The organism is Terriglobales bacterium (assembly GCA_035651995.1).
In the GTDB taxonomy this organism is placed as follows: domain Bacteria; phylum Acidobacteriota; class Terriglobia; order Terriglobales; family Acidobacteriaceae; genus DASRER01.
Genome location: DASRER010000012.1, coordinates 21,219 through 39,125, shown reverse-complemented (window position 1 = coordinate 39,125; position 17,907 = coordinate 21,219). Strand labels below are relative to the sequence as shown.

Here is a 17,907-nt window from a genome sequence, read left to right as displayed (position 1 = left end):
CCAGTTTCCCGTAAACCTAAACCCGATTTCCTTCGCGTCCTTCGCGTGAACGCTCTTGCTGTTGCTTTTAAAACTCGAAAGTCAAAACTTCTTCTAGTCCGCCGCCACCATCTCGGCGCCACGCACGGCTTCGACTCCGGCAGCACGCATGACCATCTCGGCCAGCGCGCGGATGAAGCGCGGCGAATCGTTGAGCCCCGGCATCAATTCGAACTGCTTGATGCCCAGTGACGTGGCCAGCGCGCGCGCCTCGTGGTCAATCTCGCCCAGCGTCTCCACATGGTCCGACACGAACGAGACCGGCACCACGCACAAGCGCTTAACGTTCTCCCGCGCGAGATCACGGATGGTTGTCCGCAGCGAGGGTTGCAGCCACTTGCTCGCCCCAACTTTGCTCTGATAGCACAGCCGACAGGGGTTCGCCCACCCGCCGCGCTCCATCAGCAGCCCGACCGTCTCTTCGATCTGCCGCTGATACGGGTCGCCGCGCTCGATCACCGCGACCGGCACGCTGTGCGCGCTAAAGACGATCTCCGCCGACTCCGGCTCGGCAAACCGCTCGAGCGTCTCTTCAATCTTCTCGACGACTGCATCCAGATATCCGGCATCGCGATAAAAATCGCGAATCACGTGAACGGATTGAAATGATTCTGAACCCTGCGTCTTCAGCGTCCCCTGCGTCCACTGCGTTGAAGACGTTCTCCGCTCCCACTCATTCAAACTGCTGCCCGTCGTCGTGCTCGAGTACTGCGGATACAGCGGCAGCAGCACGACCTCATGGCATCCGGCGCGCCCCAATTCCGCAATCGCCTCGCTCGTGAACGGATGCCAGTAGCGCATCGCGACTACGCAGCGCGCGTCCACGCCCGCCTCGCGCAACTCGGCTTCCAGCGCCGCCGCCTGCTGCTCGGTGTGCCGGCGAATGGGCGATCCGCCGCCGATCACTTCGTAATGATGCGCAACTTTCTTCGCTCGCGTGGCCGAGATCAGGCGCGCGAGGGGCCTCCGCCCGAGGCGCGCGAAGGGGAAATCAATGATGTCGGGATCGCAGAAGAGGTTATAGAGGAACGGCTCAATCGCCTCGAGCGTCTCCGGTCCGCCGAGTTGGAAGAGCACGACTCCGAGTCGCGATGAAGCCATTTTTCGCGGGTCCCTGGGAAGCAGGCGAGTTTAGCGAAATCGAGCGCGGCGGGTCAATCGCGCTCGGCGACGGAAGGAGTTGCAGAGAGAGAACTGCCGAATCAGATCTCAACCGCGCCCTTCGGCGTCTTCAGCGCGACCTGAACCTTCGCTTCAGGGCCGCGGGTGACCTGGGCGCGAATTCCGAGTGCGCGCAACTCTCGCGCCACTTCTTCGGGCCGCGGCGACTCGAATCCCACGCCCGCCAGCGTGCAGCCGCCCGGCGCGTCCTGCGACGGATGCGGCGAGTCCGCGCTCCACTGAATGAAGAAGGGAAGCAGGGCGCCCGGCTGCTCCAGGTTCAGCGTGGTCCAGCGAAGCAAGCGCCCGTCGGGACGCTGCCGCGATCCGGGCAGCGGCGCATCGGCCTTCAGTCCCGCCGCCGCCACCATTCTCGCTGTGGCCTGGACGTCCGGCGACGACGCTGCCCACCCGATCGGGCGCGGTGTTTTGCAGGAGCGAATCAGTTCGAGCAGTGGCCCGCGGCCTGAGACCTGCGCCGGATCGGGCGCAATGATCTCCAGGTAGTGCCGCCCGCCGAGCGACGCCAGCGCGTTCCGCGTCCCCCGCCCGGGATGCACACCGCCGATTGCGGGACGCACGCCCGTCCGTTTCTCGAACCACACCATGCCGGCGTTCAGGTCCTTCGCACCGACCATCAGGTGATCGAGCGCATCAGCGGCATCACGCAAAGATCGCTCGGCCTCGCTCCCGGCGGGCCCCTCGCCAGCCACCAACGCCGCCACTGCAACTCCTCCCAGCTTCAGCACTTCGCGCCGGTTCAACCACGCCTTCATCGCATCGCCTCCTGACCCGGGGATCCTATCTGGGAGGTGCAGCCGACAACTGAGAGCTGGAACCGAGAACCGAGAACTGAGAACGAGACTACCGCGTCGCCACCGGCGCGGGCGCCGCTTGCAGTTCGGCGATCACCGCGTCGGCGAACTCGGTCGTCGAAGCCGTGCCGCCTACGTCGCGCGTGAGGTGCTGCTTGGCGCGATAGACGCGCTCCAGCGCCGCGTGCAACTGGTCGGCAGCCTCAACTTCGCGGATGTGGCGCAGCATGAGAATGGACGATTGCAAAAGCGCGGTCGGGTTGGCGATGTCTTTGCCGGCGATGTCGGGGGCCGAGCCGTGCACTGCTTCGAAAATCGCCGACTCGATCCCGATATTCGCCCCTGGAACCAGGCCCAGCCCGCCGACGAACGCGGCGCACAGGTCGCTGATGATGTCGCCGTAGAGATTTTCCAGCAGCAGCACGTCGTACTGGTACGGGTTCATGACCAGCTGCATGCACGTGTTGTCTACGATGTGCTCGCCGTAGGTGATCTCCGGATATTCCTTCGACACGTTGCGCGCGCAGCGCAGGAACAGGCCGTCGGACATCTTCATGATGTTGGCCTTGTGGATGGCGTGGATCTTCTTGCGCTTCTCCCGCCGCGCGTACTCGAAGGCGAAGCGCGCGATGCGCGTCGACGCTCGTTCGGTGATGATCTTGAGACTCTCGACCACACCCGGGACCACCTCGTGCTCGATGCCCGAGTACTCACCCTCGGTGTTCTCGCGCACGATGATCAGGTCCACCTCGGGATAGCGCGTGGGAATGCCGGGCAGGTTGCGGATGGGCCGGAAGTTGGCGAACAGCTCGAAGCGCTTGCGCAGCGCCACGTTGATGCTCTGGAAGCCGCCGCCGATGGGCGTCGTGACCGGGCCCTTGAGGCCGATCTTGTTGCGCTCCAGCGACTCGATCAGCGCCTTCGGCATGTACTCGCCGCACTTGGCGTAAGCCTCGGCGCCAGCCTCGTAGCTCTCCCACTCGAACTTCAGGCCAGTGGCTTCAAGGATGCGCACCACGGCGCGGGTGACTTCCGGACCGATGCCGTCGCCGGGGATGAGTGTGATTCGGTGAGTCATACCGAATTCAAAATGCAAAATGAAAAATGCGAAATGAACACCTGAAACTTGAAACCCGCTTATCTCGGCTGGGCTTTCGCAGCCGGTTTTTCTTTGGTCTCGATCAGCTCTTTCAGCTCGGCCATGAATTCTTTCACGTCCTTAAAGTCCAGGTATACCGATGCAAAGCGCACGTAGGCGACCTTGTCGAGCCGCTTGAGCTGCTCCATGATCAGCTCGCCGATTTCCTTCGCGGTGCGCTCTCCCTCAGGGGAATCAATCACGTATGCTTCCGCCTGGTTCACGATCTGCTCCAGCTTGCCAATCGCCACCGGACGCTTTTCGCAGGCGCGCAGCAGCCCGTTCAGCACCTTCTGCCGCTCGAACTTTTCGCGGCGGCCGTCTTTCTTGACGACCATGTACGGAATCTCGTCAATCCGCTCGTACGTAGTGAAGCGCTTTTCGCACTTCAGGCACTCGCGCCGCCGGCGAATGGATTCGCCCTCCTTGGACTCGCGCGAGTCCACCACCTTGTCGTTCTCATGACCGCAAAAAGGGCACTTCATTTATTTGAAAACCGCCGAGCTGGCTGCCTCCGGCGAACACCCGTAAGGCCCCTGACCGCCGCCGCGCGCCGCGCACGTCGGGCGCGCGCCGGTGTTGCCCGGGAAACAGGAATTCTATCAGGCAGTCTCGCGGCCATTGTTGGGCAGGTGGCTTTCGGCCGAGAGGCGCCGCAGCGAAACGTGCTCGGAGCGCGCCAGCAGCAGGCCCGCGGGAATCACCGCCATGAACGTCACCAGCCAGATCAGGATGCCGCAGCTTACCGCCAGCTCCTTGGGCATCTCGAACACGTACAGCATGGCGCCGATCGTCGCCAGTTGTGATCCGCCTCCGACGGCCGGCAACTGCACCACGCCGCCGGCAATGGAGAAGCCCATCAGCAGAATCACATGCTGCAGGGTCAGATCGGGCGGAACCATCTGCTGGAAGTCGGCCGGCGCGTACGGATACGCGTGCGTCACCAGCCAGTACGCCCACGCAATCACGAACCAGATCAGCACCGAAATACCGATGATCTGGATGAACGATGCCGTGTCATGGATCGTGTTCAACCCATCGCGGAAGACGCGGATGCGCCGTGCCAGCTTGCCGCGGAAGGAATTCGGCGGGCAGCCGGCCTCCAGCCGCGCCGCGATCGCGAGCCCTTTCCTGCGGACAAAAACCGCAACTGTTACCAGCGCCGCGATCGAGCACAGCAGGAACACGCCCGCGCGCGGAAACTGGTCGGCGTATGAGATATCGTCGGGCGGATGCAGGAAAACGGGGGCCACGAGGATGGTGTACGCCCCTATGTCGAAGATGCGCTCCACCATCCAGACCGCGATTTGCGATGCAAAGGACATACCCTGCCGGCGCGCGATCAAATAAGGACGGATCAGCTCGCCCGGACGCCCCAGCAGCGCCAGGCCGGTGAAACCGATGAACTGCGGCGCGATCAGTTCGCGCAGCGGCACGCGCTTCACCGGGCGAAGAAAGATCTTCCAGCGGATCGCCCGCAGGAAGTAGTCCACGTAGATCAGCACGACGGCGCCGGCGATGGGCAGCAAGCGCACCCCCTCCAGTCCCTCGCGAAAGCGCCCCCAATCGAATTTTTTCCAGGTACGGAACTGGAGATACACCAGCGCCATCAGTCCGACAGTTACGACGGCGAGAATCAGCGCACGCTTTCGCGTCATGAGAGTGATGGATGGGCCGGTGGGTCGATGCGAATCTCCCAAGCTAAATGACGTGCCAACGACAAAGCAAATGCCCGCGAAAGCGAAAATGAAGGAAGTTGCGCGGGCACACCGGGCGGGTTCTCAGTATCCGGAGACGGGCCCGGGGCTGCGGGGCCTGGCAGGCGCCGCCTTCTTCGCGGCCAGTTTCCTGCGGTTGAAGTCGCGGATCACGCGGCCAACATAGACGCGCGTCTCCCAATAAGGTGGAACGCCGCCGTATTGGTGAACGCGATGCGGGCCGGCATTGTACGCGGCAAGCGCGCGCACCGCGTCGCCGTGATACAGGTCGAGGAGCGAACGCAGGTAGCGCGTCCCGGCGTCAACGTTGGCGGCAGCGTCATAGCTGTCGGCCACGCCGAGTTCGGCGGCGGTGGGCGGCATCAATTGCATCAGTCCGCGCGCGCCCTTGGGTGACGTTGCCCGCGGGTTGAAGCCGCTCTCGGCGCGAATCACGCTGTTGAGGAAGTCGGAGTCGATTCGGTGCCTGGCGCCTGCGGCGCTGATCACTTGATCGAGCGACGGTGGCTTGGCCGCGACAACCGGGGCCGGCGCGGGCGACGGCAGCACTTCCTCCTGATCAAAGCGCGCGATGTCCGCGGTTGGCACGTCCACGTAGCCCGAGTTCTCGTCCGCGCCCATCCACAGCCGCGTCAGGTCGCCCATCTGCTCGTGCCGCAGGTGGCGGATGCTGAAGCCGTTCCGCAGGACGGCGCTCCAGGCGCTCGTAGCGGTGACGGAGTGTGTGTCAGCCGCAAACGCCAAAATGCAAAATGCAAAATGAAAAATGCAAAATGAAAGGGACGCCAGCGTGACGCCCGCGCGGCGATCGCGGTGGACATTAGTTTTCCATTTCGCATTTTTCATTGTGCATTGAGTATTTCGTCCACCGCTGCGGCCACCCCGTCCTCGTCGTTAGATGGCAGCACGCGCCATCCGTTCTGCTTCAGTTCCGGATCGGCATTGCCCATTATGAAGGGAACGCCGGCAAAGGCAAGCATCGCCACGTCGTTGAAGTTGTCGCCAATGGCCGCCACCTGCGCGCGCTCGAACCCGCGGTGCCGCGCCCAGCGCTCCACCGCCGCAGCCTTCGACGCCTTGGCATTGAGTATGTCCACGATGCACAGGTCGCGCTTCGGATACTCGGTCTTCACCACGGTCACGTGCGGCGCCACGTCGGCGTGCTCCAGCCGCGCCATGACCTCGCGCATGCGGTCAACACCGCCGCAGTACATGGCTTGTATGGGATCGCGGGTCAGCGACTGCTCGATGGGCGCGACTTCGGCGATGTAGTCGCGGTTCTTCTGTACCCACCCGAAGATGCTGCCATTGAAGTACGACATCGATTCCAGCACCAGCGCGCCGCGGCCTTCGCATTCGAACGTCAGCACCATGTGCCGGCGGAATTCGTCCATGTGGCGGCACAGCAATTGCGCGGTCACCAGCGGCAGCAGCTCCTGGTGGAACAGTTCGCCCTCGAGCGAGCGCGTAACGGCGCCGTTGGAGCTGATGAGCCACAGCGGCACGCTCGCCTCCTGCGCGATGGGCAGGGCAAACAGGTGTCGCCGGCCGGTGACCAGCAGGATCTCGACTCCGGCCCGGTGCGCGCGCTGCAGCGCGTGCTGGACGGCCGGAGAAAGCTGGAACTTGGAGTTGAGGAGCGTGCCATCAATGTCGATGGCCAGCAGACGGACGCGGGGATTCACTGCTGGAATTTTATCAGGCGGAGCGCCGCCGTTTTGCGGCGCCGAAGCCGGAATCTGTCAGCTTACGCCATCGATACGCGCGGCCCGGCCGGCGGGCATGCGCGTGCTATAGTCCCGGCCAATGGGGCTGTTCTTCGGATACGGCATCATTCTGCAACTGCTGGCGCTGATTCACTTCGCGCGCCGCCGTCCCGAATACTACTGGCTCTGGATCATCTTCCTGGGCGGCGGACTCGGCGCGCTCGCCTACCTGCTGATTGAGGCCGCGCCCGACATCGTGCTGGTGCAGCAGTCGTTCAAAGTCTTTCCGCGGCGCAAGCGCATTCGCCAGCTGCAAACCATCATCCTCGACAATCCCGCGCCGGGAAACTATGAGGAGCTGGCCGACCTGTACCGCGAGGAAGGGCGCTTTTCCGAAGCGCGCGAGGCTTACTCCAAGTCGATCACGCCGCGCACCGGCACGGCGCACAACTACTATGGCCGCGCCCTCACCGAACTGGAGCTGGGCGATTGGGCCGCGGCCGCGCAGGACCTGGAGCGCGTTGTCGCCAACGACCGCCAGCACGACTACGGACGCGCCCTCGGCCTGCTCGCGCTTTCGCATGCGCAAAGCGGAAACCGCGAGCGCGCGGCGCAACTGTTCGCCGAAGCCACGCAGACCTCGACGCTGTCGGAAACGCAGTACAACTACGCCTGCTTCCTCCGCGACCAGGGCCGCGCCGCCGAGGCCCGCGAGTGGGCGCAGCGCCTGCTCACCAAGAAGAACACGCTGCCCGGATACCTCAAGCGGCGCGAGCGACCGTGGTTCAGGAAGGCAACGGCGTTTCTGAAGGCGCTGCCGGCTTAAGGAGCCGTAACGCGGATTGAGCGCCGGGTACCGAGTCGCGGAAAGCGGGCAGCCGAGAGCGGAAAGCGGAAAGCGCCGTTTACATCCGTGACACGCGCTCGACCAGCCAGCCCATTTGATTCGCCATCTCGTTCTCGGGCAACAGCACGCGTTCGCCGTGTCCCGGTAGCACCAGGAGAAGTGGTGCGAGGCCAGCCGCCGCATGGACTTCACCTGCTCGGGCCACGACCAGGATTTGTTCAGTTCGGCCAATCGCGTTCCTGTCCATTCCATGAGCGCCACGTCGCGCTCGCTTCAGCGCCTTCGGCTACAATCGTCGGTTACCTTTCAAGGCAGGTTCATGGCCAGGATTACCTATCTGGAGTGCAGCAAGTGCGGCGAGCGCGTCTCGGCCGACAAACCGCAGACCGTCTGTCCGAAAGACGCCGGGTCGCTCTACGTCCGCTACGACCTGGGGCAGATCAAGCCGCGCTTCACGCGCGAGTCGCTTGCCGGGCGCGTCGCCAGCATGTGGCGCTACGCCGACGTGCTCCCCGATGCCGCGCCGGTCACGCTCGGCGAAGGCTTCACCCCGATGCTGTCCAGCCGCACCCAACCGGGCGTCTATATAAAGGATGAAGGCCTGAACCCGACCGGGTCGTTCAAGGCGCGCGGACTCAGCGCCGCCGTGACCATGGCGAAGCACTACGGCCTGCGCAAGGTCGCCGTGCCCTCCGCGGGCAACGCCGCGAGCGCGCTGGCGGCATACGCGGCCGCCGCGGGTATCGAAGCGCACATCTTCCTGCCGAAAGACGTTCCCATGGCGAACCGGATCGAATGCGAGGCCTACGGCGCGCACGTCACGCTGGTTGATGGCCTCATCAGCGACTGCGCGCGCATCGTAGGCGAGCGCAAGCAGGCGGAGGGCTGGTTCGACATCTCCACGCTCAAGGAACCCTTCCGCATCGAAGGCAAGAAAACGATGGGCTACGAAGTCGCCGAGCAACTGGGCTGGAAGCTGCCGAGCGCGATCATCTATCCGACCGGCGGCGGCGTGGGACTGATCGGCATGTGGAAGGCCTTTGACGAGATGCAGCAGCTCGGATGGATCGGCAGCGAACGCCCGCGCATGGTCGTGGCGCAGTCGAGCGGTTGCGCGCCGGTGGCGCGCGCCTGGGACGAGCACAAGGCGGCGTCAGAGATGTGGCAGAACGCGGCCACCCTCGCCGCCGGCCTGCGCGTGCCCAAGCCGTACGGCGACTACATCATTCTCGACATTGTGAAGCAGAGCGGCGGAACGGCGATCGCGGTAAGCGACGACGCCATCATGCAGGCCTTCGAACAGTGGGCGCGCGACGAGGGCATCTTCGCCGCCCCCGAAGGCGCGGCCGCCTTGGCCGCCTACAACCACCTGCTGGCGACGGGATTCTTCAAGCCCGGCGAGAGTGTGGTGCTGTTTAACACCGGCTCCGGACTGAAGTACATCGACGTGATCGCCGACTACATGAAGTCGAAGCAGCCGGTCGCCGTGGCCGCCGGCGCTTCACGGAGCTTGGGCGGGATTATTCAGCCGTATTAGTTCTTCGCTGTCATCCTGGGCATGGCCGCGGCCCGAGCGCAGCGAAGAGTGAGGCGAGTCGAACGATCCCTGCCGCCATCACGCTGGCCGGGTCGAGCAGGGATGCCCCGACTCCATCGAACATGACGAAACGGTTGTATTACCGCGATTCCTTCCTCCACACCTTCGACGCGCAGGTCGCTGAGGTCGTCGCCGGCGACCGCCCAGGTGTCATCCTCGACGTAACCGCTTTCTACCCCACCAGCGGCGGCCAGGTTTTCGACACTGGCTGGCTTGAAGCGAACGGGGCGAAGGCGCGCGTCACCGAAGTCGCCGAAGCCGACGGCGGCCGTGTTGTGCACTACGTCGATCCGGCGGGCATGTCGCATTTGCAGCCGGGCGCGCGGGTTCACGGCGCCATCGATCCCGAGCGTCGCTTCGATCACATGCAGCAGCACACTGGCCAGCATGTGCTCTCGGGCGCGTTCGTGCGCCTCTTCGATCTGCCCACGGTTTCGTTTCACATGGGCACCGAGTCGTGCACGATTGATCTCGCTGCCGAGTCGCTCAGCGCTGAGCAGGCGGTTGCCGCCGAGCGGCTCAGCAACCAGGTTGTAATGGAGGACCGCCCGGTCGAGATTCGCTTCGTTTCGCTTGACGAAGCGCGCACGCTCGGCCTGCGCAAGCTGCCGGAGCGCGAAGGCGAAATCCGGCTGATTGATGTCCGCGACTTCGACCTCACCGCCTGCGGCGGCACACACGTCACGCGCACCGGGCAGATCGGCTGCATTCTGGTGCGCAAAATTGAGAAGGTGCGGCAGGGAATCCGCGTCGAGTTCGTTTGCGGCATGCGGGCGGTTGCGGCCGCCCGCCGCGACCACCAGGCGCTCACCGAAGCCGGCGAGCTGTTCTCCACCCACATCTGGCAGGTACCGCAGCAGATTCGCAAGGCGCTCGACGACGCGCGCGCCCAGGGCAAGCGCGAGCACGCGCTGCTGGAAGAGTTGGCCGCATTCGAAGCCGGACGACTGCTGCAAGCGACGACGATGTCGGCGGCCGGTTATCGGCTCGTGCAGCACATCTTCGAATCCCGTGACGCGGCCTTCGCAAAACTCGTCGCGCACCGCCTCATTGCCTTGCCTGGCATTGTGGCTGCCCTCGGCGCCGTGCTCCCGCAACCCACGCTCATCGTCGCGGCAAGCAAAGACACGCCGGCAAACGCGGGCGCAACACTCAAACAGGTCCTCGCCGCGCACGGCGGCCGCGGCGGCGGGTCGAAAGAAATGGCCCAGGGCGGGGTGCCGGCCATCGATGTCCTGCGCTCCGCGCTGGCTGCCGTTGTTGCCCGTTTGAGCGTCTAATCAGTGACGAAATGCACAGGTCCTGGGCCCGCAACGAGCGCAGGCCCGGGATGATCCTGGGGACGCAGTCTGTGCGGTCGCTCGGCAACCGTTGCGCCAGAAGCGCGGACGAGGAGGCCCACGGCAGGCAGGAAGACTCCGGGCGCACGTTCGCGGTGGAATCCGGCGCGCCAAACCCGCATACTTAAGCGAAACAGGACCGACGACCGAAGGCCGATGACGCCCTTCATGGATTCCAAGCTGATTCTGATCACGCTGCTCATCAAGCTGGGAGCGGCGGCTGGCATTGCCGGGGCGCTGGTGCGCTCGCGCGAATTCAAGTCGCGCGTCTTCCGCGACCGGCGCACGCTCGCTCAGCAGATGCAGCTGGTGGTGTTCATTGCCACGCCCTATGCGCTGGGCGTGATCGTTCGCCTGCTGGTGCCCCGCGACTTTCCGGCCGACCTCTCACTGGAGGGTGTGCTTCTGATGGGCGCGCTCACGGGACGCCTGGGCGGGGCCTTCGCCGGCGTGCTGGTGGCGTTTCCCGCCGTCGCTGCGCACGAGTGGCTGGCGTTGCCGTTCTTTACCGGCGCCGGGCTTGCGGCGGGCGTGTTGCGGCATCTCTCCTCGCGGTACCTGGGATCGAATTACGAAGACATCTGGGCGTTTTCGCCGTTCATCGACCTGAGCCTCTACCGCTGGCTGAAGCGCAGCATCCGCCATCCCCGCGTGGACTGGCTGATCGCGTTCTCCTTTCTCATCGTGGCGACGCGCCTGGCCCTGGTGGAGCTGGCGCACCTGTTTCCGGGAAAAATCTTCTGCGTGTACTCGGACAACCTGTGGGTGGAACTGGCGGCGTACGCCACCACCGTCGCGTGCGTCGCCGTGCCGCTCAAAATCTGGAACAGCGGGCGCCTGGAGCTGAAGCTGGCCGAGCAGCAACGCATGCTTCTCCAGGCGCGCATGGAAGCGCTCCAGAGCCAGATCAATCCTCACTTTTTGTTCAACACGCTGAACACGGTGTCGTCGCTGGTGCGCTTCGATCCCGACATGGCGCGCGAGATCATCGTCAAGCTGGCCAGCATCCTGCGCCGCCTGCTGCGTTCTCACGAGTCGTTCGTGCGCCTGCGCGAGGAGGTGGAGTTCATCGACGACTACCTCGACATCGAAGTGGTGCGCTTCGGGCGCGACAAGCTGCGCGTACTCAAAGACCTTGATCCCGAGACGCTCGACGCCGTTGTCCCCAGCATGCTGCTGCAGCCGCTGGTGGAAAACTCCATCAAGCACGGACTCTCGCCCAAGGTGGATGGCGGCAGCATCACGCTGCGCAGCCGCATGAGCGACGGCTTCCTCACCATCGAGGTGGAAGATGACGGCGTGGGCATCGGCTACACCGGCCCGGTCGATGGCGAAGTCTCCAGCGTTGACGACGACGGAGACGCGCCGTCCAGCAGCGGCATCGGCATGGCCAATGTGGCGGGAAGACTGAAGGTACTCTATGGTGAGGGCGCGCGCATGACGGTGACCAGCGGCGCCGAGCTGGGCACGCGCGTGGTGCTGGTGCTGCCCATTCTCCAGACCGCCGAAGCCGGCGCCGAGACCGCCACCGCCGCCGCGCTCAACTACGAGTTGCGCTCCAGCACGCCGCGATAGAAGTCTTCATACAAGGGAATGATGCGCGAGGAGCAGAAGCGTCCCTGCGCCGCCTGCCGCGCCGCCCTGCCCATGGCGCGGAGCTTCTCCTCGTTGGAAAGCAGGTCGGTGGCATAGCGCGCCATCGCCTCCACGTCGCCCACCCGGACCAGGTAGCCCGTTTTCTCGTGCTCGACGACTTCCGGCACGCCGCCCACGTTGGTGGCAACCGACGGCACCTGGCATGCCATCGCCTCCAGCGCCGCCAGGCCGAACGACTCCAGCTCGCTCGGCAGCAGCATCAGGTCGGCAACCGCCAGCTTCTCGTGCACGCGGTCCTGCTTGCCGAGGAAAAGCACGCGGTCACTGATGTGCCTGTTGCGCGCCATGAACTCGGCCACGCTGCGGTCGGGCCCGTCGCCGATCATCAGCAGGCGCGCCGGCACTTTTTTCTGCACGCGGTCGAAGATCTCGATCACGTCGGGCACGCGCTTCACCGGGCGGAAATTGGAAAGATGCACCAGGATGCGCTCGCCCGGATCGGCATACTGCGCGCGCTGTTCGGCCGAATCTGCGCCGCGCGTGTACACGTCGCAATTTACGAAGTTGTAGATGACCTCGATGTGGTTCCGTACTTCGAACTCTTTCACCGTCCGGTCGCGCAGATACTTCGATATCGCGGTCACGCCGTCGCTCTGCTCGATCGAAAGCCGCGTAATCGGCAGGTACGAGCGATCGGCGCCCACCAGCGTGATGTCGGTGCCGTGCAGAGTGGTCACGAAGGGCAAGCGCTTGCCGATGGGCTGCGCCGCCATCATCTGCTTGGCAAGCATGGCGCTGACCGAGTGCGGAATGGCATAGTGCACGTGCAGCAGGTCGAGCCCGTAGATATCGGCCACTTCGGCCATGCGCGAGGCCAGCGCCAGGTCATACGGCGGGTAGTCGAACAGCGGATACTGCGAGACCTCGACCTCGTGATAGTGGATGTTGGCCGCCGGCTGCGTCAGCCGGAACGGCTGCGAGTACGTAATGAAGTGCACCTCGTGGCCCCGCTGGGCGAGTTCAATGCCCAGCTCGGTCGCCACAACGCCCGAGCCGCCGTAGGTGGGGTAACAGGTGATTCCGATCTTCATCTTGGATTGCGGAATTGCAGAATCGCGGAAGTGCCGAATTGCACATGAACGTGCTCTGCCGTGTTTTCAATTCGGCAATTCTGCAATTCGGCAACGTCCCTATGATTGGCCGGCCGCGCCGCGGGATTCAGATTCTATCTGTGCGGGCAGCAATTCCCGATAGCTGATCAGCTCAATTCCGCGGGCCTCCACGGCCTCGCGCGCTTCGGCGCACATCAGGACGGCGTGTTCCACGGGTCGAGTGTCGCGCAGCCGGGTGCGGACTTGGTCCAGGTCCAGATCGTTGTACCCCGGGTGCGTGACGAACTCCCACGTGCCTTCCGGCACCGACCCGATAATAGCGGCGAACAGTTTTTTCTCGAGGGCGCCCGTGCCCAGCACGCCAAAACTGCCGTCGGTAGTGAGCATGCCGGCCGCTTCCACCGCCCGGCGAAAGCGGCCTTCCATGGCGCGCAGGGTCTTCACCTGTGAGTAGCGCTTCCACAGGCGCGGACGCTGCAGCAGGTGTGCGTAGGCAAGCGGCTTGACCGGCGCGAACGGATTCCGCACCGCGCGCACGCCGCACACACCCGCCGCCCGCAGCAGCGGTCCGAGCACCTGCGGCAGCGCGTGCAGGTGCTTGTGCGTGTCCACATGGCTCACGGTGAGGCCCGCGTTCTGCAGCTTTTCGATCTGCGCGGTGGCCTCGCGCTCGATCTCCTCGCCGGAGATTCGCCCGCGCACCGCCGCCAGCGCGAAGTCGCCAAAGCTGTTGCGAAACGCGCCGCGCTGAGTCACCAGCGTGGGCACATCGTCCGTCTTGGAAACCGGCACGCCATCGGCGAGAACGACGTGGCATCCCACGCTCAATCGCGGATGCCGGCGCGCCAGCTCCACCGCGTGCTCAAACGCGCGCGCATTCGCCATTAGCGTGGCCGATGTCACAATGCCGAACTGGTGCGCCTCGCCGATGGCGCGGTTCACACCCTCGGTGAGTCCAAAATCGTCGGCGTTGACGATCAGCCGCGGCATTCCGTGAGTCTAGCAGCACGAATCACGATGCGCGGCATGCGGAGCGGGAATGTCAGGGATGGCGTGTGAGAGGGCAATTCGCACTTGGCAGTTGGCGCTTCGCCCCTGCGATCCAGCACGGACGTGCACGGCCAAATGCCAGGCGCTAACTGCTCAATGCAGTTTTAAGGCGTTACTTCAACTTCCTTTTCTTTGCGCGGCGTGGGCCCGACTTCGCCGAGAAAGTGTTTGATCTTCTCCAGCAGGGCGGGGAAGAGCTCTTCTTTTTGCAGGCACGCGTCCACGTCGGCGCCGCCATCCACCGGGCCGTAGCCGGTCACGATGATCACCGGCACATTGGGGCGCTTGGCGTGGATTTTGCGCGCCAGCTCCAGTCCGTTCATGCCTTCCATCTTGAAATCGGTGACCAGGATGTCGAAGTTTTCCTGATCGAATTTCTCCAGCGCGTCGCCGGCGTTGTAGGCTGAGACGGCGCGATATCCCTGCATCTCCAGGATTTCGCAACTCAGACGCGCCAGGACCTCGTGGTCGTCAACGAACAGAATGGCTTTCACGGATCGCCTCCAGGGATAGGGATGAGTGCTTGCCGGGTACTCGCTCCTGGACGGCGGGAGCACCTATTTGGTTTCCAGAGATGAGAAAAGGGATGCCCATTGCGGGAGGTTTTTTCCCATTGAACCGCTGCGGCTGCTCGCTGCCGGCGGCTGGTGATCGGCAAGCAAGTGGCGCGGCGGCGGGTAGGCCAGCAGCCAGCAGCGGCTTTTTCCGTTACACTCCTACCCTCACGGGGAGGACATCGTGTTCCGCCACATCCGCTGGGCCGACGTCGAAAACGAAAAGATCACGCCGCAGTTCGAGCGCCGCTGCATCGTCACCGATGCCATGACCTTCGCCAACATCGTCATTCGCAAGGGCTTCGTGGTGCCCATGCACAGCCATCACAACGAGCAAATCACCTACATCGTCGAGGGCGCTCTCAAATTCCTGATCGAGGGTAAGGAAGTTGTGGTCCGCGGCGGCGAAGTGCTGTGCATTCCGCCCAACGTCCCGCACCAGGCCGAGGCGCTGGAAGACACCATTGACATCGACATCTTCAACCCGCCGCGCGAAGACTGGCGCAACCGCACCGACAACTACCTGCGCGACGGCAAGCCCGGCACCGAGCAGGACCGGAAGAAAAAATGATGCGCACTGCGTTCAAGTATTCCTCAAATGTTTGGCAGTATGTGGCGGCGCTATTGATGCTTGCCGGGTGCATGGCTGCGCAGGCGCAGCCTGCCGCATCCTCGCCTGCCACGGCCCGCCCCAATGTCCGCGCCATTACCGCCTTTGTCCGGCTCGACCGCACGAACTACAAACAGCAGGTGGCCGATGCGCTCAGCGTTCTGGGCCAGGCGCGCCGAGCCTTCGAGCAGCGCGGATACACGGTTCAGTCCGTCCGCATCACTACGCAGCCCTTTCCCGACTATGTCCGTGGCCTCAGCCGCGAGCAGGCGCTCGCCTTCTTCAGGGAGTACGACGACTTCCTCAAGGCGGAGGGCAAGCGGCAACGAATCGAGATCGCACCGAACATCGGGCCGGCCATGCTTAACGACAATGACGATCCGGCCATGGCTGACCTGCTCGGCGAGGTCCTTTCGACCACGAGCCTGAACGCCAGCCTCCACGTCGCGGGCGACGACGGCATTCACTGGAAGTCGGTGCGCGCCGCCGCGCACGTCATCAAGTATGCCGAGGAACACTCGCCCAACAGCCAGGGCACGTTCAACTTCGCTGCCACCGCCATGCTGCAACCCTACGCGCCGTTTTTCCCCGGCTCGTATCACTCTGGCGCGGGCAAGCAGTTCAGCATCGGTTTTGAAGGTGCGGGACTTGTCGCCGGCGTTTTCGCCGTGACGCGCGAACCGCATGCCGCTACCGACCAGCTCACGCGCGCCATTGCCGCGCACGCTCGCGTCGCCGATGAGATCGGCAACCAGGTGCAGAAATCGACCGGCTGGAAGTACATGGGCTTCGATCCCACGCCGGCGCCGCTGAAAGACGTGAGCATCGGCGCCGCCATCGAGAGCTTCACCGGCGCGCGCTTCGGCTCCAGCGGCACGTTGCTGGCAGCCTCTGTCATCACCCAGGCAGTGAAAGCGGTCCCGGTGAAGCAAGTGGGATACGCCGGGCTGATGCTTCCCGTGATGGAAGACGCGCGCCTGGCGCAGCGCTGGACCGAAGGCACCTACAATCTCGACTCGCTGCTCGCCTACTCCGCCGTGTGCGGCACCGGGCTCGACACGATTCCGCTGCCCGGCGAGGTCACCGAAGAGCAGATGGCGCGCATCATTGGCGACATGGCCGCGCTCGCCTTCAAGTGGCACAAGCCGCTGAGCGCGCGCCTGCAGCCGGAAACCGGCAAGAAGGCCGGTGATATGACCGCATTCGACGATCCGTACCTGGTGAACGCGAAGATCCATCCGCTGCCCGAGTGACGCTCACGAGCGAAGCCGCCGCCCAAGTCGCCGCCGCCGGGAAACCCGACTACGGCATTGATGCGCCCGGCGTCATCCGCAACCTCGCACTCGTCGCCGTGGCCGCGTTTGCGATCGCGGTCGTGTTTCCGCCGCGCGTGCACATTGGCCCGGTGAATCTCGGCCTGCGCCCCACCATGCTCGCCACCGGTACTGCGTGTTTTCTCGAAGCCGTACTCATGCTGGTGTACGCGCGCTGGGGCAAATTCCGGCATCGCGACCGCATGCTGCGCATGGTTCCGTGGCGCGGCAATGAAGCAGTGCTCGACGTCGGCACCGGCCGCGGGCTGCTCATGATCGGCGCCGCCAAATCGCCCGGTGTCGCCCGCGCCGTGGGCATCGACGTGTGGAACGCCGAAGACCTGAGCGGCAATCGCATGGAGAACACGCTGCGCAACGCTCAACTGGAAGGAGTGCGCGACCGCGTCGAAGTCCGCAACGAAGACGCGCGCCAGATGAGCTTCCCGGACGGCAGCTTCGACGTGGTGCTCTCGAACCTGTGCATCCACAACATCTACCAGCGCGAGGGCCGCGACGCTGCCTGCCGCGAAATTTTGCGCGTGCTGCGCCGTGGCGGATGCGCCGTCATCTCCGACTTCCGTCACACCGCCGACTACGCCCGCGTGTTCAAAGCAGCGGGAGCACAGGTCGAGCGCTACCGCGCCAACCCGCTGGCCGCGTTTCCGCCGATCGGAATCGTCAGGGTCGTGAAGCCCTGATCGCAAATCACTCACAACGAGGGAACCGATGAAACACATCGCCCGATTTCTTTCACTTCTCCTCATCTCTTTCCTTCCGGTGCTGGCACAGCAACCGGCGCCGCCCCCTGCTCCGGCGGCTGCCCCGGCGGCGCCCAAGCCGGCTCCGGTGGCGCGTCCGGGCGACGTGGACTCGATCGACCACATCATCGCCGCGCTCTACGACGTCATCTCCGGCCCCGCCGGCAGCCGCGATTGGGACCGCCTTCGTTCGCTGTTCATTCCCGAAGCGCGGCTTATTCCCACGGTCAGGCGTCCCGACGGAATCTCTTACCGCGCGCTGACGGTCGAGGAGTACATCGCGCGCGCCGGCGCCAACTTCCAGCAGAGCGCCTTTTACGAGAGTGAAGTTTCACGAGTGCTCGAGCATTTTGGCAGCATCGCCCACGCGTTCAGCACTTACGAGTCACGGCACGACAAGGCGCAGCCCCCGTTTGCGCGAGGCATCAACAGCATCCAATTGTTCAACGATGGCAAGCGCTGGTGGGTGGTGACCATTTTCTGGGACAGTGAACGTCCCGAAAGCCCGCTCCCGGCCGAGTACCTGAAGGGTGGGACGAAACGCTGATCCCGT

At 64.4% G+C, this 17,907-nt stretch carries 18 protein-coding genes; 8 read left to right on the top strand and 10 right to left on the bottom strand.

Annotated features, from left to right (window positions below):
* Positions 1–93 precede the first annotated feature (93 nt).
* The 7 genes from hemH to VFA60_04740 form a co-directional block, all read right to left on the bottom strand.
* A complete protein-coding gene (gene hemH / locus VFA60_04770; GenBank protein ID HZQ91084.1) occupies positions 94–1,140 on the bottom strand; it encodes a ferrochelatase in 1,047 nt (348 codons plus the stop codon).
* A gap of 101 nt (positions 1,141–1,241) precedes the next feature.
* Entirely contained in the window at positions 1,242–1,976 is a 735-nt protein-coding gene (locus tag VFA60_04765) for a VOC family protein (GenBank protein HZQ91083.1), read from the bottom strand.
* Positions 1,977–2,064: 88 nt separating this feature from the next.
* Entirely contained in the window at positions 2,065–3,093 is a 1,029-nt protein-coding gene (locus VFA60_04760; protein ID HZQ91082.1) for an isocitrate dehydrogenase (NAD(+)), read from the bottom strand.
* 59 nt (positions 3,094–3,152) lie between these two features.
* Positions 3,153–3,638 (bottom strand): transcriptional regulator NrdR, encoded by a 486-nt coding sequence (nrdR, locus tag VFA60_04755; protein ID HZQ91081.1) that lies wholly within the window; start codon positions 3,636–3,638, stop codon positions 3,153–3,155.
* A 117-nt stretch (positions 3,639–3,755) separates the two neighbouring features.
* Positions 3,756–4,811: a lysylphosphatidylglycerol synthase transmembrane domain-containing protein gene (locus VFA60_04750; GenBank protein HZQ91080.1), complete on the bottom strand. Its 1,056-nt coding sequence runs from the start codon at positions 4,809–4,811 to the stop codon at positions 3,756–3,758.
* 123 nt (positions 4,812–4,934) lie between these two features.
* Positions 4,935–5,615, bottom strand: coding sequence for a lytic transglycosylase domain-containing protein (locus VFA60_04745; GenBank protein ID HZQ91079.1), 681 nt, complete (start codon positions 5,613–5,615; stop codon positions 4,935–4,937).
* 98 nt (positions 5,616–5,713) lie between these two features.
* Complete coding sequence (locus VFA60_04740) at positions 5,714–6,556, bottom strand: Cof-type HAD-IIB family hydrolase (protein ID HZQ91078.1); 843 nt, start codon at positions 6,554–6,556, stop codon at positions 5,714–5,716.
* Positions 6,557–6,677: 121 nt separating this feature from the next.
* Here VFA60_04740 and VFA60_04735 point away from each other — a divergent pair, with 121 nt between their 5' ends.
* The 4 genes from VFA60_04735 (at position 6,678) to VFA60_04720 (ending at position 11,936) form a co-directional block, all read left to right on the top strand.
* Positions 6,678–7,403, top strand: a complete 726-nt coding sequence (locus VFA60_04735) for a tetratricopeptide repeat protein (GenBank protein HZQ91077.1) — start codon at positions 6,678–6,680, stop codon at positions 7,401–7,403.
* Between the two features lie 340 nt (positions 7,404–7,743).
* Positions 7,744–8,961: a threonine synthase gene (locus VFA60_04730; GenBank protein HZQ91076.1), complete on the top strand. Its 1,218-nt coding sequence runs from the start codon at positions 7,744–7,746 to the stop codon at positions 8,959–8,961.
* Between the two features lie 122 nt (positions 8,962–9,083).
* On the top strand, positions 9,084–10,301 hold the full coding sequence (locus VFA60_04725) for an alanine--tRNA ligase-related protein (GenBank protein ID HZQ91075.1): 1,218 nt from the start codon (positions 9,084–9,086) through the stop codon (positions 10,299–10,301).
* Between the two features lie 228 nt (positions 10,302–10,529).
* Positions 10,530–11,936 (top strand): histidine kinase, encoded by a 1,407-nt coding sequence (locus VFA60_04720; GenBank protein HZQ91074.1) that lies wholly within the window; start codon positions 10,530–10,532, stop codon positions 11,934–11,936.
* Here VFA60_04720 and bshA read toward each other — a convergent pair.
* From bshA to VFA60_04705, 3 genes are all read right to left on the bottom strand, one after another.
* The gene (bshA, locus tag VFA60_04715) at positions 11,906–13,048 is read right to left on the bottom strand and encodes an N-acetyl-alpha-D-glucosaminyl L-malate synthase BshA (protein HZQ91073.1); all 1,143 of its coding nucleotides are present in this window, start codon (positions 13,046–13,048) and stop codon (positions 11,906–11,908) included. The two genes, VFA60_04720 and bshA, sit on opposite strands and share 31 nt — an antisense overlap.
* 99 nt (positions 13,049–13,147) lie before the next feature.
* On the bottom strand, positions 13,148–14,059 hold the full coding sequence (locus tag VFA60_04710; GenBank protein HZQ91072.1) for a ChbG/HpnK family deacetylase: 912 nt from the start codon (positions 14,057–14,059) through the stop codon (positions 13,148–13,150).
* Positions 14,060–14,223: 164 nt separating this feature from the next.
* Positions 14,224–14,613, bottom strand: a complete 390-nt coding sequence (locus VFA60_04705; protein HZQ91071.1) for a response regulator — start codon at positions 14,611–14,613, stop codon at positions 14,224–14,226.
* A gap of 244 nt (positions 14,614–14,857) precedes the next feature.
* Here VFA60_04705 and VFA60_04700 point away from each other — a divergent pair, with 244 nt between their 5' ends.
* From VFA60_04700 to VFA60_04685, 4 genes are read left to right on the top strand one after another with little or no spacing between them, the layout of a single operon-like run.
* Positions 14,858–15,244: a cupin domain-containing protein gene (locus tag VFA60_04700; protein HZQ91070.1), complete on the top strand. Its 387-nt coding sequence runs from the start codon at positions 14,858–14,860 to the stop codon at positions 15,242–15,244.
* A complete protein-coding gene (locus VFA60_04695; GenBank protein ID HZQ91069.1) occupies positions 15,241–16,536 on the top strand; it encodes a DUF711 family protein in 1,296 nt (431 codons plus the stop codon). Before VFA60_04700 ends, VFA60_04695 begins: the two co-directional genes overlap by 4 nt.
* Positions 16,533–17,294 carry a class I SAM-dependent methyltransferase gene (locus tag VFA60_04690; protein HZQ91068.1) on the top strand — a complete coding sequence of 254 codons (762 nt, stop codon included), beginning with the start codon at positions 16,533–16,535 and terminating at the stop codon, positions 17,292–17,294. Before VFA60_04695 ends, VFA60_04690 begins: the two co-directional genes overlap by 4 nt.
* 28 nt (positions 17,295–17,322) lie before the next feature.
* A complete protein-coding gene (locus tag VFA60_04685; protein ID HZQ91067.1) occupies positions 17,323–17,901 on the top strand; it encodes a hypothetical protein in 579 nt (192 codons plus the stop codon).
* Positions 17,902–17,907 lie beyond the last annotated feature (6 nt).